Here is a 19,279-nt window from a genome sequence, read left to right as displayed (position 1 = left end):
TGATGTGCCGTGGACCGGTGGGACTTCAGCGTTATGTCAACCATTGATCGGCTGAAAACCGTGGCGGTGCCGGGGGCACTGGGCCTGCTCGCCGCGATCGTGATTGCACGTCATGGGCCGCCCACGCCGCTCGGTGAAGATGCACCGGTGGGGGTTTTTTCGGCCGAGCGCGCGCGGCAGCAACTTCAGGACCTGCTCGCGGAGCCCGAACCGCACCCGCTCGGCAGCGAGGCCAATGCGCGGATTCGCAAGCGGCTACGTCGGGCGCTCGATTCGCTCGGTCTGCCGAACGAGGAGCGCAGTCGATTTGTCTGTAGTGACTACGGCCGCTGCGCCATGACACACAATGTCGTTGCGATCCAGGCCGGAAGCGCGGTGTCGCGGGCGCGCCGGTCGGTGGTATTGGCAGCACATTACGATTCGGTCGCGGCGGGCCCTGGTGCTAGCGACGATCTCGCCGGCGTCGCCGCGATACTCGAGGTCATGCGCGCCTTGCGCGCCGGACCACCGCTCGCCGGACCGGTCATCGCGCTGTTTACCGATGGCGAAGAGGCGGGGCTGTTGGGCGCCGAAGCCTTCGTTCTCGAACCGGAGTTCCCATCGGTCGGCCTGGTGATCAACCTCGAGGCACGTGGTACGAGCGGCGCGAGTTATCTTTTCGAAACCCACGAAGGTAATGCAACCCTGGTCGATGTCGCGGCTGCGGCCCTGCGGCGGCCAAACACTTCTTCGGTCTACTACGAAATCTACAAGCTGCTGCCGAACGATACGGATCTGTCCGTGTTCAGGCGCGAGGGTCGCGCCGGCGCAGGATTTGCCTTTCTGGGCGGCGCGGCGCGATACCACACGCCGCGCGACGATCTCGACTCGCTTGATCGGGGTTCGTTGCAGCATCACGGCGACAATGTGCTGGCTCTCGCGCGCTCGCTCGCTTCGAGCCCCTCGCTGCCGCAGCCGGGAGGTGCCGATGCAGTGTACTTTTCGCTACTGGGCTTCGTCGTCATCCATTGGCCCGTTAGCTGGCTGCCTGCGATCCTGGCCGCGACGCTGATCCTTGTCGGGCTGGCGGTCCAGCGGGTGTTGGCTGGTGCAAAGGCCGGGGGTGGGGCCGTCGTGACGGAGCTCACGCGGATGTTGCTGGTGATGGCGGCGACGTTATTGTTTGGTTGGCTGTTCAAGCTTGCGCTCGGTGGGGCCGGTGCCTTGCCGGCCGATTGGACCGCGCAGGGTTCGGCCTTGCGCGCGGCGTTCTTGCTGCTGCCGTTGTGCCTCATCGGGGTTGTCGGACTACGTGGGCCCTGCCAGCAGCCGCATGCCGCATTGCTCTCGGCATTGGTTCTCATGACGATACTGGCCGTCGCGCTGGTCGTCCTGCTCCCTGGCGCCGCGTACCTGGCCTTGCTGCCCGCTGCGATTGCAGCGATGGCGCTATTCATCTTCCCGGCGCGACCGATCTTGTCTGCCGCTTTGGCGTCCGCCGCCTGCGTCATGTTGTGGCTGCCGTTTGCGTGGTCAACTTACGACGTACTCGGCGAGCGCGGGTTGGTCCCAGCGGCATTGTCTGCCCTGCTGACCGGTTTCTTCCTGATGCCCATACTCACGACCTGGTCGATTCGATCCCGCGCCGTGTTGTCGGTAACGATTGCCCTGGCGATCCTCGCGGCACTTGCGCTTGGCATGCTCATGCCGGCGTTCTCTCGCGATGTTCCCGCGCAGCTCAACGTCGTCGAAGCTTCCGGTGGCGGCAGGGCGGTAGCGGTGCTCGAGGGCGACCCGCGGATGCGCACCGTGCTGGGCGCTCCACCGGGGCTTGCTCAATGGAGCCCGCAATCGGTCTTGCCTTGGCAGCGTCGACCGGCGTTGGCCGGGCGGCCGGTCGATGCGCTGGCGCCGTTGCGCGTGCTAGACCTCGAGAGTCCTGCGGAAAGTCGCTCGCGGCAGGTAGCTATTCGCGTTGCCAGTGCGCGCGACGCCCGCGCACTCGGTATCGCCGTTCCCCCGCAGGCCGCGGTGCTTGCCGTTGCAGTCAATGGAACTGCGGCCGCCGCGCCGTTGCGACCCCGCGCGCAAGTTTCACGATGGCGCAGCTTCATGGTCGATGTCGCGGTCGGCGAGTCAGCGAAATTCGAATTGACGCTCGGCAACGCCGAACCGCTCGACCTCTATCTGTTTGACACCAGTGGTGAACTCCAGACGAAGTCCCTGGAGTTGTCATCGGCACGCGATCGTGTGGCCGTTGCCTACGGCGAGGGCGATCGGTCGATCAGTTGGTGCCATCTGCGCCTGGATCCAGCGAATTCGAGCGCATCGAATGCGGTCTGCGAGTAAACCAAACTGAGGCGGATCTTGGCCGGCTGCCGATTTTTTCACTTGGCCGCGGTGGGTGTTTACACGCCGACGGACATGGAGGCGATGCGAGCTGCGTCACAGGCCCGCCCGTGACCGCAGCCCGGCACCTGCGCGCCGACGCGGGCTGTGGGCCGGTTCCGTGGTATCCGGCCGCAGCTGGCGATAATGGGCGGATGCAGTCTCAGGATGAACATCTGGCCGCAGCGCGAGTCGCGACGCTCTATAGCCGTATGCGCATTTCGATAGTGATGACTCTCGCGATCATCTCCTGCTTCTACTGGATCTGGCGCCTGCATTTCGACCGTCAGATCATGCTGACCTGGTTTCTTGCGCTCATCGTCGTGGCCGGGCTGCGCCTGGGGCTGTGGTGGTATTGGCGAAGGTCAGCGGACGATAGTGGACGAAGTCCGCGCTACTGGGAGCACCTGCATTTCATTGGCGCGCTATTCGCCGGCCTGTCCTGGTCCCTCGGCGCGGTATGCCTGCTGCCGGAGACGGGCGGTGTCGAGTCGATTCTGTTGTTGACGACGATCCTGCTTGTATCGTCGGTCGCCGTGACCTCGATGTCAGCGCATCTGCCGTCGGTTCTCGCATTTATCTGCGCTGCGATCCTGCCGATGGTGGTCGCATTGCTGCGATCGCAAGGCGGCATCGAGCAATTGACCGCCCTGATACTGGTTTCCGGCATCGCATTGCTCGCGGTCGCGGCGCGACAGTCCTATACAGTGATCAACGAGCAATTTCGATCAGAGTACCAGTTGGCACGGGCCGTGGATGCTCTTGCCGCTGCGCGCGACGACGCGGCGGCCGCCAGCGTCGCCAAGTCGCGGTTCCTTGCAATGATGAGTCATGAAATCAGAACGCCATTGAATGGCATCATGGGAATGAGCGAGCTGCTGCAGATGTCGCCGCTCGATGCGATGCAAAGTGAAAAACTCGAACTGCTGCGCCGCTCCGGTGAGAGCCTGCTGGAAATCGTCAACGACGTACTGGATTTTTCGACAATTGAGGCAGGCAAGCTCAAGATCCACTGCGAGCCATTCGAACTTCGGCCACTGTGCGCTGAACTCGTCGACATGTGGGGCCGGGTGGCGGCACGCAACTCGGTGAGGGTCGAGTTGACGATGGCACAGTCGCTCCCGGATTGCGTGAATGGAGACCGGGTGCGTTTGCGACAGATACTGGGTAATCTCCTGTCGAATTCGGTCAAATTCACGACAAACGGCGCAATCACGCTAAGCGTGGATGCCGTTGGCGTCGAAGGGACTGACTCGGGCGAGGTGTATCGTTTCACCGTAACAGACAGCGGGCCTGGCATTTCAGACGCACAGCAGCAGCGCCTGTTCAGCGCGTTTTCTCTGGGCGACGATTCGATGTCACGCGAACGCGGCGGCACCGGTCTTGGTCTTGCGATCTGCCAACGACTTGCCCAGCTCATGGGTGGCAGCATCGCATTCGAGACTGCACCAGGGCGCGGCAGCCGCTTCTGGCTCGATCTGCCGTTGGCGCGGGCCGCAAGCGCGACACCGGGAGGGTCGGCGGCCGCTCGGTCGGCGCAGGGGTCAATCGTCATTCAGCAACCCTGCCATGTTCTGCTCGTCGAGGACAATCCGGTCAATGTTGCGGTGATCTCGGCGATGCTACGCCAGCTCGGCACGCAGTTTTCCGTGGTCTGCGACGGCGCCGCGGCCATTGAAGCAGCGGTTGACAGATGCTGGGACGTAATCCTGATGGACCTGCAAATGCCCCGTGTCGATGGACTGAGTGCGGCGCGAGAGATCCGACGGCGTGCGATCTGCGCTCGCGACGGACTGCCCGTTCCCATCATCGCAGTGACAGCCAACGCATTCGCGACGGACAAAGAGGCGGCGGCCAGTGCCGGCATGCAGGGTTTCCTGAGCAAACCCATGACGACCCTGCAACTCGCGCAGGCGCTGCAGGCTTGTGTCACTGCGACCAGTTCCGAAACGACTGCCGCAGGCTCGGTGGCCTGAGCGCCAGGCGGAATCGACGCTGCGCGACGGTTGCAAGCGATGCCAATATCGCCTGAAGATGTTCGCAGGTGAACCCTGCGGAGATCCTCATGTTGCGGCCTGTCCATTTGCTACTACCTTCGGCGATAGCGGTTCTCCTGGGCTGCGCCAATTGCTTTGCGCAGGGCCAGGATTCGACGCCCGGCGAGAGAAATCTGCTGGTCATGGCGCAGCTGTTGCCCGGGGAGTATGACAATGCCAACCAGGCGTATTTCGACGGCCGCCGTAAACTTTCGCAGGACAATCGACACGAGCGCCTGCATGTGGTGATCACGCGCGTCGCAGCATCGCAATTCGGTCCCTACACCTTTCTCTGGAGCACTGAGCAGGGTTCCACCGGGAGCCGACCCCGGGAGGCGAGGCTCATCAGTCTGAGTGCCGGTCCAGACGACGAAGATGTCACCATGTATCAATGGTTCGGAGTCAACGCTGAGCTGACCCCGGCGCAATTGGCCACGTTATCGCCGCGTGTAACCCAGCGCAGTCCTGGCTGTGAATATGTTTTTCGGCGCCGCGGCGAACAGTTTGTCGGCCGACAACGGCAGCGCGCATGTCGATTCACCTGGCAGGGCAAGCCCGTCTACACCGACAATGAAATCACGCTCTCCGCCAATAGTTATCTTTTCGTCGATCACAAATTCCGGGTCGGCGACGACAAACGGTTGACTGGGGTGACGTCTGCAGAGCCCTATTGGCTCGAACGGGCGCGCCTCTTCCACTGCTATGTCGACATTCCCGGCGTCGGTGGTGGTCGTGACATACCGTTTCGCCGCTACGACGACATCCAACTGCACGACAAAGGCGGCAGTTACTGGTTCAAGACCGATGAGCCTGAACCGAGAGAGCTTGGAATCTCGCTGCAGGCCGTCACCTGGCAGGTGCTGAATGAGCGCAACGGCAATTTCAACCGCAATTCGCTGGTTCTCTACGTCTCCGAGCGGCTGGGCGAAGGCGTGACCAAAGAACATGGTTATGCGTTTACGGAACCCACGGCCGGGCGCATCGGCATCAATCTCAAATGGCTCCTGGCCAACTGCGCGATGACGCCCCGTTCGCTGGCAGTCCCGGAACTATGAAAGCCGGGCGCCCTATGCGACCGGAACCCGATTGAGCGCGCTGTAGAGCCTGTCCATCTGAGCGGCGGTCCCGATACTTATTCGGCACCAGCCGGGTAGGGCGGCAAAAGGCCGTCCGACCATAATGCCCTGCCGCTTGAGGTGTTGGCGCAACGCGGTCTCGCGGGCGCCAAATTGCACGAACAGAAAATTACCATGCGACACCGTGTAAGGCAGGCCAGCCTGGTCACAGTAGCGTTCGAGCCTGCGCCGCTCGGCAAGAATTCGTGAGCGACATGTGTCGAGATAGCTCTGATCCTCGAGGCTCGCCTTCGCAGCGGCGATCGAGAGTTGCGGCAGCAACGAGACGCGTGCGCTGCGCAGGGAGGCAAGTCGGGCAGGTCTGGCAATGGCGTAACCAATGCGCTGGCCTGCAAGTCCATGCAGTTTCGAGAAAGTCTTGAGCACGATCACATTGGCGTCGGATATGGCCAGGTCTTTGACCGACGACGTGGCTCCGTCGGTGACAAAATCCATATAGGCTTCATCGACCAGCGTGGTTACTGCCGCCGGCAGCGACTTGATGAACGCCGCAAGGGCAGGTCGTCCAACCACGGTTCCTGTCGGGTTGTTGGGATTGCACACATAAACGAGTCCAGTGTCTTGGGTGAGCGCGTTGCGCATGGCATCGAGATCATGTCGCTGCTCGGGGTCGAGCGGAACTTCGACCAGGTTGCCGCCGAAGCGCCGGGTTGCTCTTGGCAGGTCCTCATAGGTCGGGCTGGCGGCCATGACGGTCTGCTTTTCGAGAGCGCACACTGCGCCGCATATCTTCAGCAGCTCCATGGATCCGAGCCCTACCAGTACGTGATCATCCGGTACGGACTCCGCCGCCGCGATTGCCGAGGTCAGTTCCGCTAGCTCCCGCATGGGATAGCGGTTGCAGCGCTCCATCGCTGCGGCAATGGCATGGCGGACTTTGGACGATGGGCCATAAGGATTTTCGTTCGCGCCCAACAGAATCGGGGCGGTACCCGTCGTGTCGGGAGCGACTGTGGCGCGCTGGGCAGTCGCCCGATTCGCCAACAAGAGACCTGCGCCCGCGCCAATCAATTCGCGCCGGCTGAGTGAGTTTGGGTTCATCTTGGCTCCCGGAATTCGTAACGTCATTCCGAGAGTGCACCCGCGCGGCGACGCTGTAAATGGCGGGCAGCTCGGGACTTGCGAGGCAGGTACTAATCCCTATGGCCGAGAGCACGAGAAAGACGCCACAATTTGACGGTGCCTTTCAAGACTCCACATGCTGGTGCGACCTGGCCCTGTCTATGTGCGGCGGCAGGATTACTGTGGCTTGGCGGCGCGCTGGCCGCGCAGTCGCCGCAGCGGAGCGCGAACAGCGAATTCAATGCGGCCGCCATCCGCAGGCCATCACTGCCAAACGGCCAGGCGTTGTATACCACGTGCGCAGCTTGTCACGGCAGTGACGGCCAGGGCGTCAGGGACGGCAGCGTGCCGGCGATTGCCGGTCAGCATGGTTCCGTGCTCCTCAAGCAATTAACCGATTTTCGCCATCGGCAGCGCAACGATCTGCGCATGCAGCATTTTGCCGATGACCATCATCTGGCAGGCCCTCAGGAGTTGACGGACGTTGCCGCCTACGTCGCCAGTCTGCCTCGCTACCGGCCGCCGCCCATGCAGCCGCCGAAAGTCGGCGTGTTGCAGGAAGGTGCGCGCAGCTACTTCCGTCAGTGCGAGCGCTGCCATGGTCCGCTGGGCCAGGGCGACGTTCATCTGCTGCGACCGCGCCTGGCTGGGCAACATCCGGCCTATCTCGCCAAGCAAATGCGTGAATCGGCGCAGGGCCTGCGGCCCGGGATGGGTCCGCAACATCAGCGATTGTTGCAAACGCTGAGCGAGGCGCAAATCGACGGCGTCGCTGCCTACCTGGCGGCGGTCAGTCCAGAGCTCAGCCAGCAGGGTCGGTAGCGCTGATTTGACTCATTCGGCCGCTGATCAGGTAAACCCGGGCGCCGCCTCAGCCACCGAGTGTGATGCAATTCCAACTTCATGAAAATACAACGAAAATTTAGGTGTCCTGACTTCTCCTGGTCATCTTGAATCCGTACAGTGCGCCACCATTCAGAGGCTGGCAATGCAGCGTCTGAATGTCGTAGGTCGCATTGTCTGATTTGAGGAGAAAACAGTGAACGTTCTGGTCGCCCGAATTGCCCACATCCTGATGTTCGCAGCGGTGGCAATCGTATCGATCGGCTTTCTGGCCCTTATTTCCTGAGGGACCGTCCAAGCCTGTCGAAGCTGAGTAGGTTACGGCGCCGCGATTGGTCGCGGCGCCTGCCGGATCAATGCAGCGCTAGCGCGCGGTACTCACTTGGGTGACGATATCGCGAAACTCCTCGTAGGTCTTGACTCCCTGGATCTTCCGCGCGACCAGTCCGTCCCGGCCAAGGACGTAGGTTGTCGGCAGGATTTCGTTCCACGCCGGGTCGATCACGCTTACCAGGCTGTCCATGTCCGGACTGTCCCGTACATAGGTCAGGAATGCGGGGAAGAACTTGCGGCGAAACGGTTCGACGCTCGACGTTATGGCCGACGCGTCATCCATGGCGATGCCGATCAATACGACCTTGTTGCTGGCGAGTTCCCGCTGCAGCCGAATCAACTCCGGAATCTCGCGCAGGCAGGGCGCGCACCAGGTTCCCCACAGGTTGAGTACGACGACGTTGCCGCGCTCGGCCTGCAGGATTTCGCGCAACTGCGCAGCTGTCGCAGGGCGTGCAGGCACTGCAGCGCCGGTGGCGGCACCGCCTTGATTTTTCCCGGCTGCGACGCTCGTGGCGATCGCTGCGACGATCAGCGCCGCGGCCAGCCCTGACAAAATCCGGTTACTTCGCATCAGCGACTTGAGGCGCAGCCGGCGTCGCGGGCCAACGCATTGTCCGGACTGTCGCATCCTGCTGCCAGGCGAGCTGCACGCCGCCATCGCCGCGCGCTGCGACAACCGGCAATTGCGCTGCGCCATCGGGCAATGGCAACTCAACGGGAGCTGAGAAACTCAGGCCCTCGTCGTCGGACATGCTCGCGAACACCCGACGCGGGCCGTCCGTCACCTTGGCGTGCCAGAACGCGAACAGTTTGCCATCCGAGAGGCTGAGCACCGGCGCGTCGGAGAGCATTGCGCCCTCGTGCAGTAGTTTCGGTTGCGACCAGTGATCGCCGCCATCCGTTGATGAAACAAAATATGCACCTTGCGGATTTTCGCCGCCTGTGTAGTAGGCGGCATAGACGTGTTTTCCATGGGCTACCACGGAGGTCGGCTTCAACGGGCAACCGGCAATTTCCCAGCGGCTGCCGACAATGCGCTTGCGTGGCGCGAACGACCTGCCGCCATCACGGGAAATTGCGACGGTGCTGTCGCGGAATTTGCCATCGACCTGGCGCGAACCGACGTAAAGCGCGCCATCGTCGGCAACATACGCCGTAATCTGGCAGCAAGGGCAGACGTCGGCCGGAAACAATTCGAAGTCCTTGTCCCAGGTCTTGCCGTCATCCCGCGAAATGGCCATGAAAGCCTTGCCCGAGTCGCCCTCCTGGCTCATGTCGCGTGTATCGATCCACAGCGCGTAGACAGACTCGTCGGCTCCCACGGCGAGCGTCCCGAAAACGTGCGCATGCGTCAGGCCGCCGTGTACGAGGTGCGAGGCATCGGTTCTTGCCATGGTGTTGAGGCGTTGCGGTGCGGCAAAGCTCTTGCCCTTGTCGATCGAGCGGGTGTAAAGCGCTACGGCCTCCGGTTTGCCGTTGACGGGGTTGACGTCATTGGCAGGGTAGAACACATGTATCGTGCCATTGTTGCCGACGACAACCCGCGGTTTGCTGACGCTGAATCCCCAGACATCACCTTCGTTGGCATTGACACGCGTCGGGGCACTGAAACTGCCGCCGCCATCGGTCGAGCGCGCAAAATACAGGTTGGTCGTGGACATGTGCGAATGCTCGTGGCCGCCGGTGTCATGACGCTGCGGTGCCGGATCCTGGTCGATCCACACGATATTTATGGAGCCATCCGCACCCACCGCGATTTCCGGGCTTTGTGCCTTGTGCGCGGAATCGCTGACCAGCACGGACTCGCCGCCGATCGAAGCCAGGGGCAAAAACAGTGCCGCCAGAATCACAAGTCGCTGTCGTTTCATGGAGCCGGTACTCCTCGAGATTGATCGTTGTAACCTAGCATTCGCGGTCGCCCAGGTCGACAAATTGCGCGAGCGGCACCCGACCAGTGGTATCTCAGCGTACAGCCGCGATCTGGCGCAGCAAGGGCTGTGGGGACAGGGCATGCCCCAGGCTGTCGCGCAAGCGACTGGGCAGCGGTGTGGACGAACCATGCCGCAGGTATTGCTCACCCGCCCATCGGTACCAGCCCGGATTGCCGGCATCCCAGGCGCCGAGCGCGGCGCGGGCCCGTTCGCGTACTTCGGCAGTGATCACGGCGCCGAGTCCGTAGTTGATCATATAGCCCGGCTCGTCCACGAGCTGTGCCCTCACTGCCCACCAGGATAGCTCCGGATGCGGCACCACATGCAGGTACTGCGCGGCGATGTCGCTCCACAAGGCATTTGGATCGCGGTCCGGATCGCGCAACATGCGCAGTTCGAAAAGTCCCCAGGCGACGTCCAGCATGACGATCGACATCCGCGCGCGCCAGGAGTCACGCTCATTGGCAGAGCAGCCGAGATAGCGTTGCTGCCAGGCCGCAGTACTCAGGCTCCAGGCCGCGACGTCTGCAAATGCTTCGTCGAACAGAATGTCCGCAAAGAAGAACGCGGGCCTCGTGCGCACCGCGACATAGGTGATCGCATGACCGTGTTCGTGTGCGAGTTCGTCGGCTTCGCCAAATCCGCCTTGTTGGTAATTTCCCGAGATTCTCGAGATTGCACTGCGCCAGGCGCCATCGACCTCTCGTCCGAGCCGCGCAATGTCGCTATAGGCAAGCGGTGCCTTGCCGGCGCGCGGCTCCAGGTCGTAGAGAATGCCCAGTTGTCGCGGATCGGCACCGAGATCGGCGAACCACTGTTGCACAACTGGCAGTAACTGCTCCCGTGTCAGGCAGCGTGAGAGCTCACGAGTCGAGCCGGCATGCACGTAACGGTAATCCCAGGGTTCGACGTAGGCACCTGCGGTCGCGTCGCGCCACGCTTCGAGTATTGCGATGAGCCAGGCCTCGACCTGATCGATCCCGACGCCGATACTCGCGGCTGCCTGTGCAATCGGCGAATGAAAGCCTGCGTCCGCAACCGTGGCGCGCAGCATCCTGCGATAGGGACTGTTGGCTTCGTCGTCGCCATTGATTGCCCGCCACAACGGCAGCATCGCGCGAAAAAGTGCCTCACGTCTTGCGGGTTCGGCGATTTCTCCCAGCATCTGCAGCACCGCGACCCGTGTGTAGGACTTTCCTTCGAAGGGAATTTCCCTCGCCAGGCTGTCGAAGCATGCGTACAGATCGGCGCGAAGCGTCGCGGCGTCTTCATCCGTGCCGGCGCGAGTGCAGTCGCCGACTGGCGCCGTCGAGCCATAGTCGGCAAACGTGTTGGTCATGCGTTCTAGTGCTCGCCCATCCTCGCCGGACAGGCGCGATGCACGCTCCGCAACGCTTTTGCTCTGCGACGAGAATGCCGCAGCGGCCTGTCGCTGACGCGCGAGCCAGGCATTGCGGTCGAGCCCGTCGAATTGAGCCTGCAGTCCGGAGTCGATGGTCGAGATGGCGCTCGTGGCGTCGAGCCAGTCGGCGTACTGCTGCTCTATTGTCGCGATGTCCGACAACCCCGTCGCGACGGTTGGTACATGATTGCAGGCCGGTGCGCACAGCCCCAGAAGAAAGATGCTTCCGCAGCGCCCGATCAGCAGCTGGAATCGGGTAGTCATCATTCAGGCCGGCAGTCCGCCATCGATATCAATGCATCGACCACTCACGAAATCGTTTTCGGCAATGAAGACGGCCGCGGCGGCGATTTCCTCCGGTTCGCCCAGCCGACCGACAGGCACCGGCGCAATAACTTTGGCGAGAATCTCCGGGCGCATGGCAGCGAGAATTTCGGTGCGTGTGTAACCTGGCGCAATGGCAGCCGCACGAATGCCGTAGCGGCCGAGCTCGCGCGCCCAGACGACAGCGAGTGCCGCAACGCCTGCTTTGGTCGCGGAATAATTGCTCTGGCCGGCATTCCCATGACGGGAGACGCTCGAGATGTTGACGATCACGCCACCTTGGCCGAGTTCGACCATGTGCGTCGCCGCCTCGCGGCCGCAAAGGAAAGTGCCAGTCAGGTTGACATCAACAACAGCCTGCCATTGCGCGAGGGTCATCTTGCGCAACGGTTCGCCTTCCTTGTGACGTACCAACAATGCATCGCGCACGATACCGGCATTGTTGACGAGGACGTCGAAGCTGCCAAAGTCCGCGCGCACCTTGCGCATCGCCTCGACGACCTCCGCTTCGTGCGCAACATTGGCAACGTAGCTGCGCGCCGTCACGCCAAGGGCCGCAACCTGGGCCAGTCCGGCAGCCAACGTCTCCGCATGCATGTCCAGCATGGCGATATTCGCGCCGCGCTCGGCGAAGGCAATCGCGATCGCGCGACCGATTCCCTGCGCCGCGCCGGTCACAACCACGGTCTTGCCCCCGAGATTCATGGCGTGGTCGGCCTAGTGCACCTGTTTGTCGATCGGCACGAGTGCCGGCGGAGCCGTGAACGGGCGGATTCCCATGGATTCGTAGATCTCCGATGGATAGTACAAGGCACCGTCCTTCAGCACGGCGCTGATCTTGCGAATTGCGCTGATGTCTGTCGTCGGATCGCCGTCGATCAGGATCAAATCGGCGCGTTTGCCAGCCGCGATGCTGCCTCGATCCGCCAGCAGGCCCGTGACCTTGGCGCCATTCCAGGTCGCGATGCGCAATGCCTGTGCGGGCGCAATGCCGGCCTCCACGTACAGTTCGAGTTCACGATGCAACGTGAATCCCTCGATTTCATCGGTACCGGCAACCAATTCGATGCCGGCGCGCCACATCTGGGCAGTGAATTTCAGCATGGCCGCGTACGCCGCCCGGTATTTCCCGATGTTTCCGGGTGTCACGTTCGTCGAATTGGTATGCCTTGCCCTTTGGGTTGCTGCCGGCAGGTGATCGAGCACGCGCGCCAACATCGGATCGGGTTCGCCCTGCAACTGGCGGAAGCTCGCCTCGAAGGTCGCCAGCGTTGGATCGATGACGATCTGATGATCTCGCAACAGGTCGATGAATTGTGCGACTTCCTTCGAGTCGAGATCGAGGGTGTGCATCTTCTCACCGATGAGATAGAAACGCGCCAGGGTGCGGGTGTCGTCCTTCGGTCCGGCAAGGAAATTCAACAGCACCTGGTTGATGTGCTGGATCTCGTCGTATCCATCGCGCACGGCTTCAGCCGCGTGCATGAAGGCGGGAATGTGTCCGCTCACGCGCATGCCAAGCGAATGCGCATGGGCGGCAACGGGTTTCACCCACTCCGGGCGAAAGGAGTTGTAGATCTTTATCTGACGAAAGCCGTGCTGTGCGTACCAGTCGACCGCCTCGAGCGCCTGTTCCAGGGTGCTCGCCTGCAGGCCGCCGGACGAGGCGAACGGACTGCTGCCTTCCAGGAAGCCGCAGGCGACGATGTCCGGGCCTGCGAGAACGCCGCGTTTGATGTCCTGGGCGATTCTTGCAAGTGCCGCGTTGTCATTGCCCATGTCGCGAATGGTCGTGACGCCTCCGGCGATCTGCAGCGGGGCGCCGAATGCGTCCTGATGGGCGTGCATGTCGAACAGGCCCGGCGCGAGAACTTTTCCGGTCGCGTCGATTTCGTAAACATCCTCGGCAGGAACCGATCCGACAGGATAGATGGCGGCGATCTTGTTGCCGCTCACATAGACATCGGCCGGCGCTCGAAGCTGCGCAGTTTCAGAATCGAAAATCCGGGTATTGCGCAGCACCAGGGGTCGGTCGAGCGTGTGGATCTGCCGGCGCGAACGATCCTGGAGCCAGGTGGCCTCCTGCTGCACCTGCAAGGTCTCCAGCTGGCCAGCCTGCCCGTTCCACTGCGAGTCGATCACCTGCATGTAGCCGGGATAGACGTAGGCGAAGAAGCGCTGATCCTGATCGGCAGTCAACCAGATCAATTGCGGGCGGCTGTCGAGGCCAACCAGTGCATGCAGCCTGACAACAATCGAGTGACCATCCTGGGTCAACGTGGTTTCGCTCAACGTTGCCGCCGTCACATGACCGGCCGGGAGGATATCGATTCCATCAGTGCCGGCGCGTACCGCGGCTCGCGCGATCAGCCCCCCCATGGTGAATGAATACTCGACCGGGGCGTAAACTGCTGCCGCCGTCACCTGTTTGCCGCCCGCATCCGCAAGGGATTTCCAGCTCGCCTTACCGCCAACCAGGGTGAACGTCTCCTTGATCGGCGCACCGTAGGTTGACGTGCCCGACGCGCTGTAACCGACCGGCAGGCTCTCGCTGCCAAGCATGAGGCGCTCGCGCAGATCCGGACCACGCCCGTTGTCCCGATAGCTCAGCTTGACTTCGATATCCCCGGCGGTGCGCAGTCGTGCAACTTCGGAGCCCGACAGCTGGCCGCTGAAATAGACGTCATAACGGTAGGACTGGGCGGCGTCCGCGCATACCGCGAGTGCCATCAATACGCAGCCACCGAAGATCTGTCTCATATTGATCTGCCTCAGTTGATGAAATCGCGATGTTTAGAGTCCGCGGCTGCTCGCCAGGTTCTCGACTTTCTCGAACAGCAGCGCCGGATTGTCGCCGAGGCGCGAGTATTCGTGTTTCCGACTCATTTCTCGCATTGCGGCGTCACGCTCGGCCGCCGATTCGAACCAGTGCGTGCGGCTCCATTCGGCGCCGAGGAGTTTCGCGAATGGGTCGCCTGGTCGCAGCTTGACGCGTACGCCATAGGGGCGCGGCCGCTCGACGGCTGGCGCTCTCAGGTTGTGGGTATGACAAATGCTCATGCCACTATTCTAGCGGGTAACCGCGCGCAGGGGCGCACCTGCTCAGCTGTGGTTGCGATCGCCTGCGCCCTCCCTGTCGGACCAACCGAGGAGTCTTCGCGTCACGAAACGGTATAGAGGTTTGCCCGTGGATTTCCACAGTCTTGCCGGCCAGGAGGGTCTGGCCAGGATGCGGTGCTCGCGCGCGCTGAGACTGGACGGGCAATAGCTGCGCTTGTGCTTTAGCAGGTGACGAATGTCATCGTAGGCAAGCGCTCGCCAGATCCTCCCGCGGGGTCTGTCGCGGATCAAGCTCAGCTGGAAGTCGACCAGCGCCGGCTCACCCGCGTCGGTGACCAGCCAGTTGGGTTCCTTGGCGAGATCGTTGTGCACGACACCGACCCGGTGCAGTGCGCGGGTAAGCTGCATGGCGTGCCGGAAGTAAAGCGCGCTCTGGGGGCGGGCTTGCTGCATCGGGCTGCCGTCGATCCAGCTGCGCCGCAAGACACCGTTGTCCGCCGCCGCGCGAAGCCTGGGTATCCCGGCTTGCGCCTGCAATCTTGCGAGCGCCCGTGACTCGCGGTGCGCCAGTTGCCTCGCAAGGGGTCGCAGCCACCAGCGCGCGGCGCCGGCGTCGCGGATTACGACATCGCCGTCACGGGTTACACGCCCGAAAAGGTCCTCCTTGAGAAGGATCACGCCCAGTCGCCGCGCAGTTGCGTCACGATCTGCTGCAGGTGCGCGGCGCTCACGTCCGCGGCCGCAACCACCTCGCCCGCGACCAGCTCGATGCGCGACCAGAAGCGACGTGGCCAACGGGCCATGGCGCGCCCGCCGCGACGGCTGAAGAAACTTCCCCACAGCCCGCGCAGCGCCAGGGGCACGACCGGGACCGGCCGGCGCTCGAGGATTCGTTCCACGCCGCCCCGGAATTCGTCGATGCTGCCATCGCGCGTGAGTTTTCCCTCGGGGAAGATGCACACCAGTTCGCCGTCGGCCAGCTCGGCGTCGATTCGGTCGTAGGCATCGCGCAGGAGATCGGCGTTCTCACGAGCGGAGGCAATGGGTATTGCCTTCGCTGTGCGAAATATGAAACTCAGGACGGGAATGCTGAAAATGCTGTGGTCCATTACGAAACGAACGGGCCGGCGAACGCTGCCGGCGATGATCAATGCATCCATGAAGCTCACGTGATTGCACACCAGCAGCGCCGGGCCGTTGTCCGGAATGGATTCGAGTCCGCGCAGCCTGATGCGATAAAGCGTGTTGACCAGAATCCAGGTGAGGAATCGCATGAGGAATTCCGGCACCAGGGTGTAGATGTAAATCGCGACGCCGGCATTCAGGATTGCGGCGTACAGGAACAACTGCGGAATCGACAGGCCGAGACCGAGCCAGATGACGGCCAGTACGGCGGCGGCCACCATGAAGGCAGCGTTGAGTACGTTGTTGGCGGCAATTATTCGTGCCCGCAGCCGTTCTGCACTGCGTTGCAGGATCAGGGCGTAGAGCGGCACGATGAAAAGCCCGCCGAACAGTCCAATCAGTGCGCAATCGGCGATAACCCTCTGTCCCCGGCTCGCGCCCAGGAATTCCCGCCAGCTGAGTACTTCGCCGCCGGCGGCAAACGGCTGCGCGAAATACAGATCCATTCCGAATGCCGTCAGTCCGATCGATCCAAGCGGCACCAGGCCGATCTCGATCTTGTGCCCGGACATACGCTCGCACAGGAGCGACCCGAGGCCCGTGCCAATCGCAAACGATGCGAGCAACAAGGTCGCGACCGATTCACTGCCACGCAACGTGCCGCCGGTATAGGCGGGCAACTGCGCAAGGAGCAATGATCCGAAGAACCAGAACCAGGAGATGCCCAGGATCGACAGGAACACGCTGCGGTTGCCGCGCGCGTAGCCGATGACGCGCCAGGTTTCCGTGAACGGGTTGAAACGCAATTCGAGGGACGGGTCGGCCGCGACGCCGGGCAGGATCGCGCGACTTGCGAGGTAGCCGAGGAGGGCAAGTACGACCAGGGTTGCCATCATCCAGTATGCCGATCCTGCCAGCGTACCGACCAGGATGCCTCCCGCCAGTGTGCCCAGAAGAATGGCGAGGAAAGTGCCTGCGTCGATCAAGGCGTTGGCGCCGACCAATTCGGTCTCGGCCAGCTGCGTCGGCAGAATCGCATATTTCAGCGGTCCGAACAGCGTCGACTGCAGGCCGTTGCAGAAGATGAGTACGAGCAGACCGACGTAGTTGCCGCGAACGAAAAACCAGCCCGCCAGGGTCATGATGACGATCTCGATGAGCTTGATGCGTCGAATGAGCATGGCTTTGTCGTACTTGTCGGCCAGCTGCCCGGCAAGTGCCGAGAACAAGAAGAAAGGCAGGATGAAAAGTCCCTGGGCCAGATTGGCCAGCAGCGATGCCCGGGCCGGATCGGTGTTCGCAAACTGGAAGCTCACGAGAATGATCAGGGCATTGCGGAAAATGTTGTCGTTGAAGGCACCCGCGACCTGGGTCAGGAACAGCGGCGCGAATCGCCGGCTTGCCAGTAATTGCCACTGCGATCGGGTTGCGGGGGGTCGATCCTGAGTCATCGTCACGGCAGTCTGAACAAGCCAGGAATTGATGTCGCGCCCGCAATCCGGTGCGCGCTGATCAGCGCTAAAACCAGCAACAGATTCGCGCCGGCGTCGAGAAAAGACTTCCATAGCAATGGCGGTGTCACCTCGAGGCGCGAGGGAAGTTGATAGTTCCGCCACCTGGGCCACCAGCGCGGCGTGTGCGCACAATAGCGCAGGTATTGCGCGCCATGGCGTTCGGCAAGGAACGCCTCTTCTTGCACCGCCGCGCGGCGGTACATCGCAAGCAGTGCGACAAAGAGCCCCATACCAATCGCCACGGAGTGTGTCGCGATCGCAAATCCGGCGCCGGCAGCCATGGACAACGCATACAGGGGATGCCGGCAGCATGCGTAGGGGCCCATCGAGACGAGCTCATCGTCTTTTCGCCCGGCGATGAATACCGAACACCAGATACGGCCGAGGCTTGCCGCTGCAACCAGCAGGATGGCCAGCCCAGCGAGTGACCAATCGCCCACGGCGTTACCGGCTGGCCGGCTGTTCAACGCGGTGAGCGCGATGGCCAGCAGGTACAGGACATAGGTGGCGCGCAGTCGTACCGTCGTCGCTTTGACACTCATCGCCACACCATCTTAGCAGCGCTCGCCCTGATCTTGAGTTTGCCGGTCCCTGGCACCACACTGCGTACGGGGCGAGCACGCGCGCGCTCAAACGAGGTGGAGCATGGGTCTTTTTTCCAAGCCGTCCGTATTGCCTGGTCCGGGGGCAGCATTGCCCGGGCGCAGCGAGGCCATGGCGGTCCCGGAGCGGCATTTCGTCAATGGCAATCCGCTCCTGCCGCCATTCCCCGATCACCTGGAGGAGGCGGTATTTGCGATGGGCTGTTTCTGGGGCGCGGAACGCCTGTTCTGGAAACTGCCAGGCGTGTTCACGACGGCGGTCGGCTATGCAGGTGGCGAGACGGCTAATCCCACCTACCGCGAGGTGTGTTCGGGGCGCACGGGTCATAGCGAAGTCGTGCGCGTGATATTCGATCCGCGGCGGATTAGCTATGCGCAGCTCCTAGCCGTGTTCTGGGAGAACCACGACCCGACCCAGGGCATGCGCCAGGGCAACGACGTCGGTACGCAGTACCGCTCGGCGATCTATACGACGAGCGCAGTGCAGCTCGCGCAAGCCCGCGACAGCGCGAGCGACTACCAGCAGGGCCTGTCCGCAGCGGGACTTGGACGCATCACCACGGAAATTCGCGAAGCACCGCCGTTCTACTATGCCGAGGACTACCACCAGCAGTACCTCGCCAAGAACCCGGACGGCTACTGTGGCCTCGCCGGTACCGGCGTCAGCTGTCCGGCGCCCAAGGCCATTGCGACCTGACGGCTACTGCGGCGGATCGCTGCCGGGCGACTTGTCCTCCATGGGATAGGACTTGGCGCCCGACTCGCCCGCATCGTCGTTGCTCTTCTGGCTGGAGGACGAGTCGCGCGCCACAGGTCGTGCCGCTGCGCCCGTGCTCGACGAAACGGCGTGCAGAAACCGCTGAGCCGTCTCGCTGTTCTTGTGCACGCTGCCATTCAATATATCGGCAGCTTCGACCTTGCGTTGCCCATAGAATTTTCCATTGGCGCGCCGGTCGATGGTGATCGCCGTGCCGTCGAGCGCAACGCCGGCGAACAAGCCGCGTGAGCGCGAGTAGGAATACACCTCCGCCAGGTTCACGTCGGTGGCGGCCTCGGCCTGCCGGCCGACCGGACCTGCGGCGACCGAGGCGTCGGCGCCGAGTGTCAGCTTGCCCCCCGTGATACCTTCAACCCCACGCCGTGTCGTGAAGACCAATACGACATCGGTCGCCTGTGCGCCGATTTGCCAGCCGATGCTGCCGCCCGTCAGTGCGACAAAGATGGGCTGTCCGAAGTGACCGTTGCCGTCGCGCACCACGAGTACGCCCTTGCCGCGACGCCCGCCGATGCCGAACCCAACCTTGATGACATCCGGGATGACTGCGACCGCATAGGCGCGTTCGAGCAGCCGGTCGGGAATCTGCTGGTCGCGCAAGCCGCGCAGTTCCTCGAGTACCTTGGTGGCCGTGATCAAACGCGCATCCTCGCGCGTTTCGGCCTGCAGTGCGGGTACCGTGACGATGAGTAGCAGCGCGAATAGTGCTTGGCTGATGGCGCGTACTGGCATGCAATGTCCCCCGAATGGCTTGATCTGGTGCAGT

The 19,279-nt window shown here is 62.6% G+C and carries 16 protein-coding genes; 5 read left to right on the top strand and 11 right to left on the bottom strand.

Annotated features, from left to right (window positions below):
- Positions 1–33: 33 nt before the first annotated feature.
- From R3E77_12155 to R3E77_12145, 3 genes are all read left to right on the top strand, one after another.
- Entirely contained in the window at positions 34–2,328 is a 2,295-nt protein-coding gene (locus R3E77_12155; GenBank protein ID MEZ5500166.1) for a M20/M25/M40 family metallo-hydrolase, read from the top strand.
- Positions 2,329–2,522: 194 nt separating this feature from the next.
- Positions 2,523–4,343 carry an ATP-binding protein gene (locus R3E77_12150; protein MEZ5500165.1) on the top strand — a complete coding sequence of 607 codons (1,821 nt, stop codon included), beginning with the start codon at positions 2,523–2,525 and terminating at the stop codon, positions 4,341–4,343.
- Positions 4,344–4,432: 89 nt separating this feature from the next.
- Positions 4,433–5,458 (top strand): CpcT/CpeT family chromophore lyase, encoded by a 1,026-nt coding sequence (locus R3E77_12145; protein ID MEZ5500164.1) that lies wholly within the window; start codon positions 4,433–4,435, stop codon positions 5,456–5,458.
- A gap of 12 nt (positions 5,459–5,470) precedes the next feature.
- On the opposite strand, the gene R3E77_12140 is transcribed toward R3E77_12145, so the two are convergent.
- On the bottom strand, positions 5,471–6,580 hold the full coding sequence (locus R3E77_12140; protein ID MEZ5500163.1) for a histidinol-phosphate transaminase: 1,110 nt from the start codon (positions 6,578–6,580) through the stop codon (positions 5,471–5,473).
- A 138-nt stretch (positions 6,581–6,718) separates the two neighbouring features.
- Between R3E77_12140 and R3E77_12135 the strand changes: the two genes are divergently transcribed.
- Positions 6,719–7,423 carry a c-type cytochrome gene (locus R3E77_12135; GenBank protein MEZ5500162.1) on the top strand — a complete coding sequence of 235 codons (705 nt, stop codon included), beginning with the start codon at positions 6,719–6,721 and terminating at the stop codon, positions 7,421–7,423.
- 385 nt (positions 7,424–7,808) lie between these two features.
- Here the strand turns inward: R3E77_12135 and R3E77_12130 are convergent, their stop codons facing one another.
- From R3E77_12130 to R3E77_12090, 9 genes are all read right to left on the bottom strand, one after another.
- Positions 7,809–8,333: a redoxin domain-containing protein gene (locus R3E77_12130; protein MEZ5500161.1), complete on the bottom strand. Its 525-nt coding sequence runs from the start codon at positions 8,331–8,333 to the stop codon at positions 7,809–7,811.
- A 7-nt stretch (positions 8,334–8,340) separates the two neighbouring features.
- Positions 8,341–9,648 carry a sialidase family protein gene (locus R3E77_12125; GenBank protein ID MEZ5500160.1) on the bottom strand — a complete coding sequence of 436 codons (1,308 nt, stop codon included), beginning with the start codon at positions 9,646–9,648 and terminating at the stop codon, positions 8,341–8,343.
- Positions 9,649–9,742: 94 nt separating this feature from the next.
- Positions 9,743–11,380 carry a hypothetical protein gene (locus R3E77_12120; GenBank protein ID MEZ5500159.1) on the bottom strand — a complete coding sequence of 546 codons (1,638 nt, stop codon included), beginning with the start codon at positions 11,378–11,380 and terminating at the stop codon, positions 9,743–9,745.
- Positions 11,381–12,142 carry an SDR family oxidoreductase gene (locus tag R3E77_12115; GenBank protein MEZ5500158.1) on the bottom strand — a complete coding sequence of 254 codons (762 nt, stop codon included), beginning with the start codon at positions 12,140–12,142 and terminating at the stop codon, positions 11,381–11,383.
- Positions 12,143–12,154: 12 nt separating this feature from the next.
- Positions 12,155–14,197, bottom strand: a complete 2,043-nt coding sequence (locus R3E77_12110; protein ID MEZ5500157.1) for an amidohydrolase family protein — start codon at positions 14,195–14,197, stop codon at positions 12,155–12,157.
- A 33-nt stretch (positions 14,198–14,230) separates the two neighbouring features.
- Complete coding sequence (locus R3E77_12105) at positions 14,231–14,497, bottom strand: hypothetical protein (protein MEZ5500156.1); 267 nt, start codon at positions 14,495–14,497, stop codon at positions 14,231–14,233.
- Positions 14,498–14,539: 42 nt separating this feature from the next.
- Positions 14,540–15,175 (bottom strand): RIO1 family regulatory kinase/ATPase, encoded by a 636-nt coding sequence (locus R3E77_12100; protein MEZ5500155.1) that lies wholly within the window; start codon positions 15,173–15,175, stop codon positions 14,540–14,542.
- Complete coding sequence (locus R3E77_12095; GenBank protein ID MEZ5500154.1) at positions 15,172–17,073, bottom strand: MFS transporter; 1,902 nt, start codon at positions 17,071–17,073, stop codon at positions 15,172–15,174. The genes R3E77_12100 and R3E77_12095 overlap by 4 nt, the downstream gene beginning before the upstream one ends.
- A 2-nt stretch (positions 17,074–17,075) precedes the next feature.
- Positions 17,076–17,678, bottom strand: a complete 603-nt coding sequence (locus R3E77_12090) for an isoprenylcysteine carboxylmethyltransferase family protein (GenBank protein ID MEZ5500153.1) — start codon at positions 17,676–17,678, stop codon at positions 17,076–17,078.
- Between the two features lie 103 nt (positions 17,679–17,781).
- Here R3E77_12090 and msrA point away from each other — a divergent pair, with 103 nt between their 5' ends.
- On the top strand, positions 17,782–18,435 hold the full coding sequence (gene msrA, locus R3E77_12085; protein ID MEZ5500152.1) for a peptide-methionine (S)-S-oxide reductase MsrA: 654 nt from the start codon (positions 17,782–17,784) through the stop codon (positions 18,433–18,435).
- Positions 18,436–18,438: 3 nt separating this feature from the next.
- Here msrA and R3E77_12080 read toward each other — a convergent pair whose 3' ends face one another.
- On the bottom strand, positions 18,439–19,245 hold the full coding sequence (locus tag R3E77_12080) for a lipid-binding SYLF domain-containing protein (GenBank protein MEZ5500151.1): 807 nt from the start codon (positions 19,243–19,245) through the stop codon (positions 18,439–18,441).
- Positions 19,246–19,279: the final 34 nt, after the last annotated feature.

The organism is Steroidobacteraceae bacterium, assembly GCA_041395505.1.
In the GTDB taxonomy this organism is placed as follows: Bacteria; Pseudomonadota; Gammaproteobacteria; order Steroidobacterales; family Steroidobacteraceae; genus JAWLAG01.
Note: the sequence above shows the minus strand (reverse complement) of the source record. Positions and strands in the feature narration are given on the sequence as shown.

Coding starts and splice junctions, on each gene's coding strand:
- R3E77_12155 (MEZ5500166.1), top strand. CDS start 34: ATGTCAACCATTGATCGGCTGAAAACCGTGGCGGTGCCGGGGGCACTG.
- R3E77_12150 (MEZ5500165.1), top strand. CDS start 2,523: ATGCAGTCTCAGGATGAACATCTGGCCGCAGCGCGAGTCGCGACGCTC.
- R3E77_12145 (MEZ5500164.1), top strand. CDS start 4,433: ATGTTGCGGCCTGTCCATTTGCTACTACCTTCGGCGATAGCGGTTCTC.
- R3E77_12140 (MEZ5500163.1), bottom strand. CDS start 6,580: ATGAACCCAAACTCACTCAGCCGGCGCGAATTGATTGGCGCGGGCGCA.
- R3E77_12125 (MEZ5500160.1), bottom strand. CDS start 9,648: ATGAAACGACAGCGACTTGTGATTCTGGCGGCACTGTTTTTGCCCCTG.
- R3E77_12120 (MEZ5500159.1), bottom strand. CDS start 11,380: ATGATGACTACCCGATTCCAGCTGCTGATCGGGCGCTGCGGAAGCATC.
- R3E77_12115 (MEZ5500158.1), bottom strand. CDS start 12,142: ATGAATCTCGGGGGCAAGACCGTGGTTGTGACCGGCGCGGCGCAGGGA.
- R3E77_12110 (MEZ5500157.1), bottom strand. CDS start 14,197: ATGAGACAGATCTTCGGTGGCTGCGTATTGATGGCACTCGCGGTATGC.
- R3E77_12105 (MEZ5500156.1), bottom strand. CDS start 14,497: ATGAGCATTTGTCATACCCACAACCTGAGAGCGCCAGCCGTCGAGCGG.
- R3E77_12095 (MEZ5500154.1), bottom strand. CDS start 17,073: ATGACTCAGGATCGACCCCCCGCAACCCGATCGCAGTGGCAATTACTG.
- R3E77_12090 (MEZ5500153.1), bottom strand. CDS start 17,678: ATGAGTGTCAAAGCGACGACGGTACGACTGCGCGCCACCTATGTCCTG.
- msrA (MEZ5500152.1), top strand. CDS start 17,782: ATGGGTCTTTTTTCCAAGCCGTCCGTATTGCCTGGTCCGGGGGCAGCA.
- R3E77_12080 (MEZ5500151.1), bottom strand. CDS start 19,245: ATGCCAGTACGCGCCATCAGCCAAGCACTATTCGCGCTGCTACTCATC.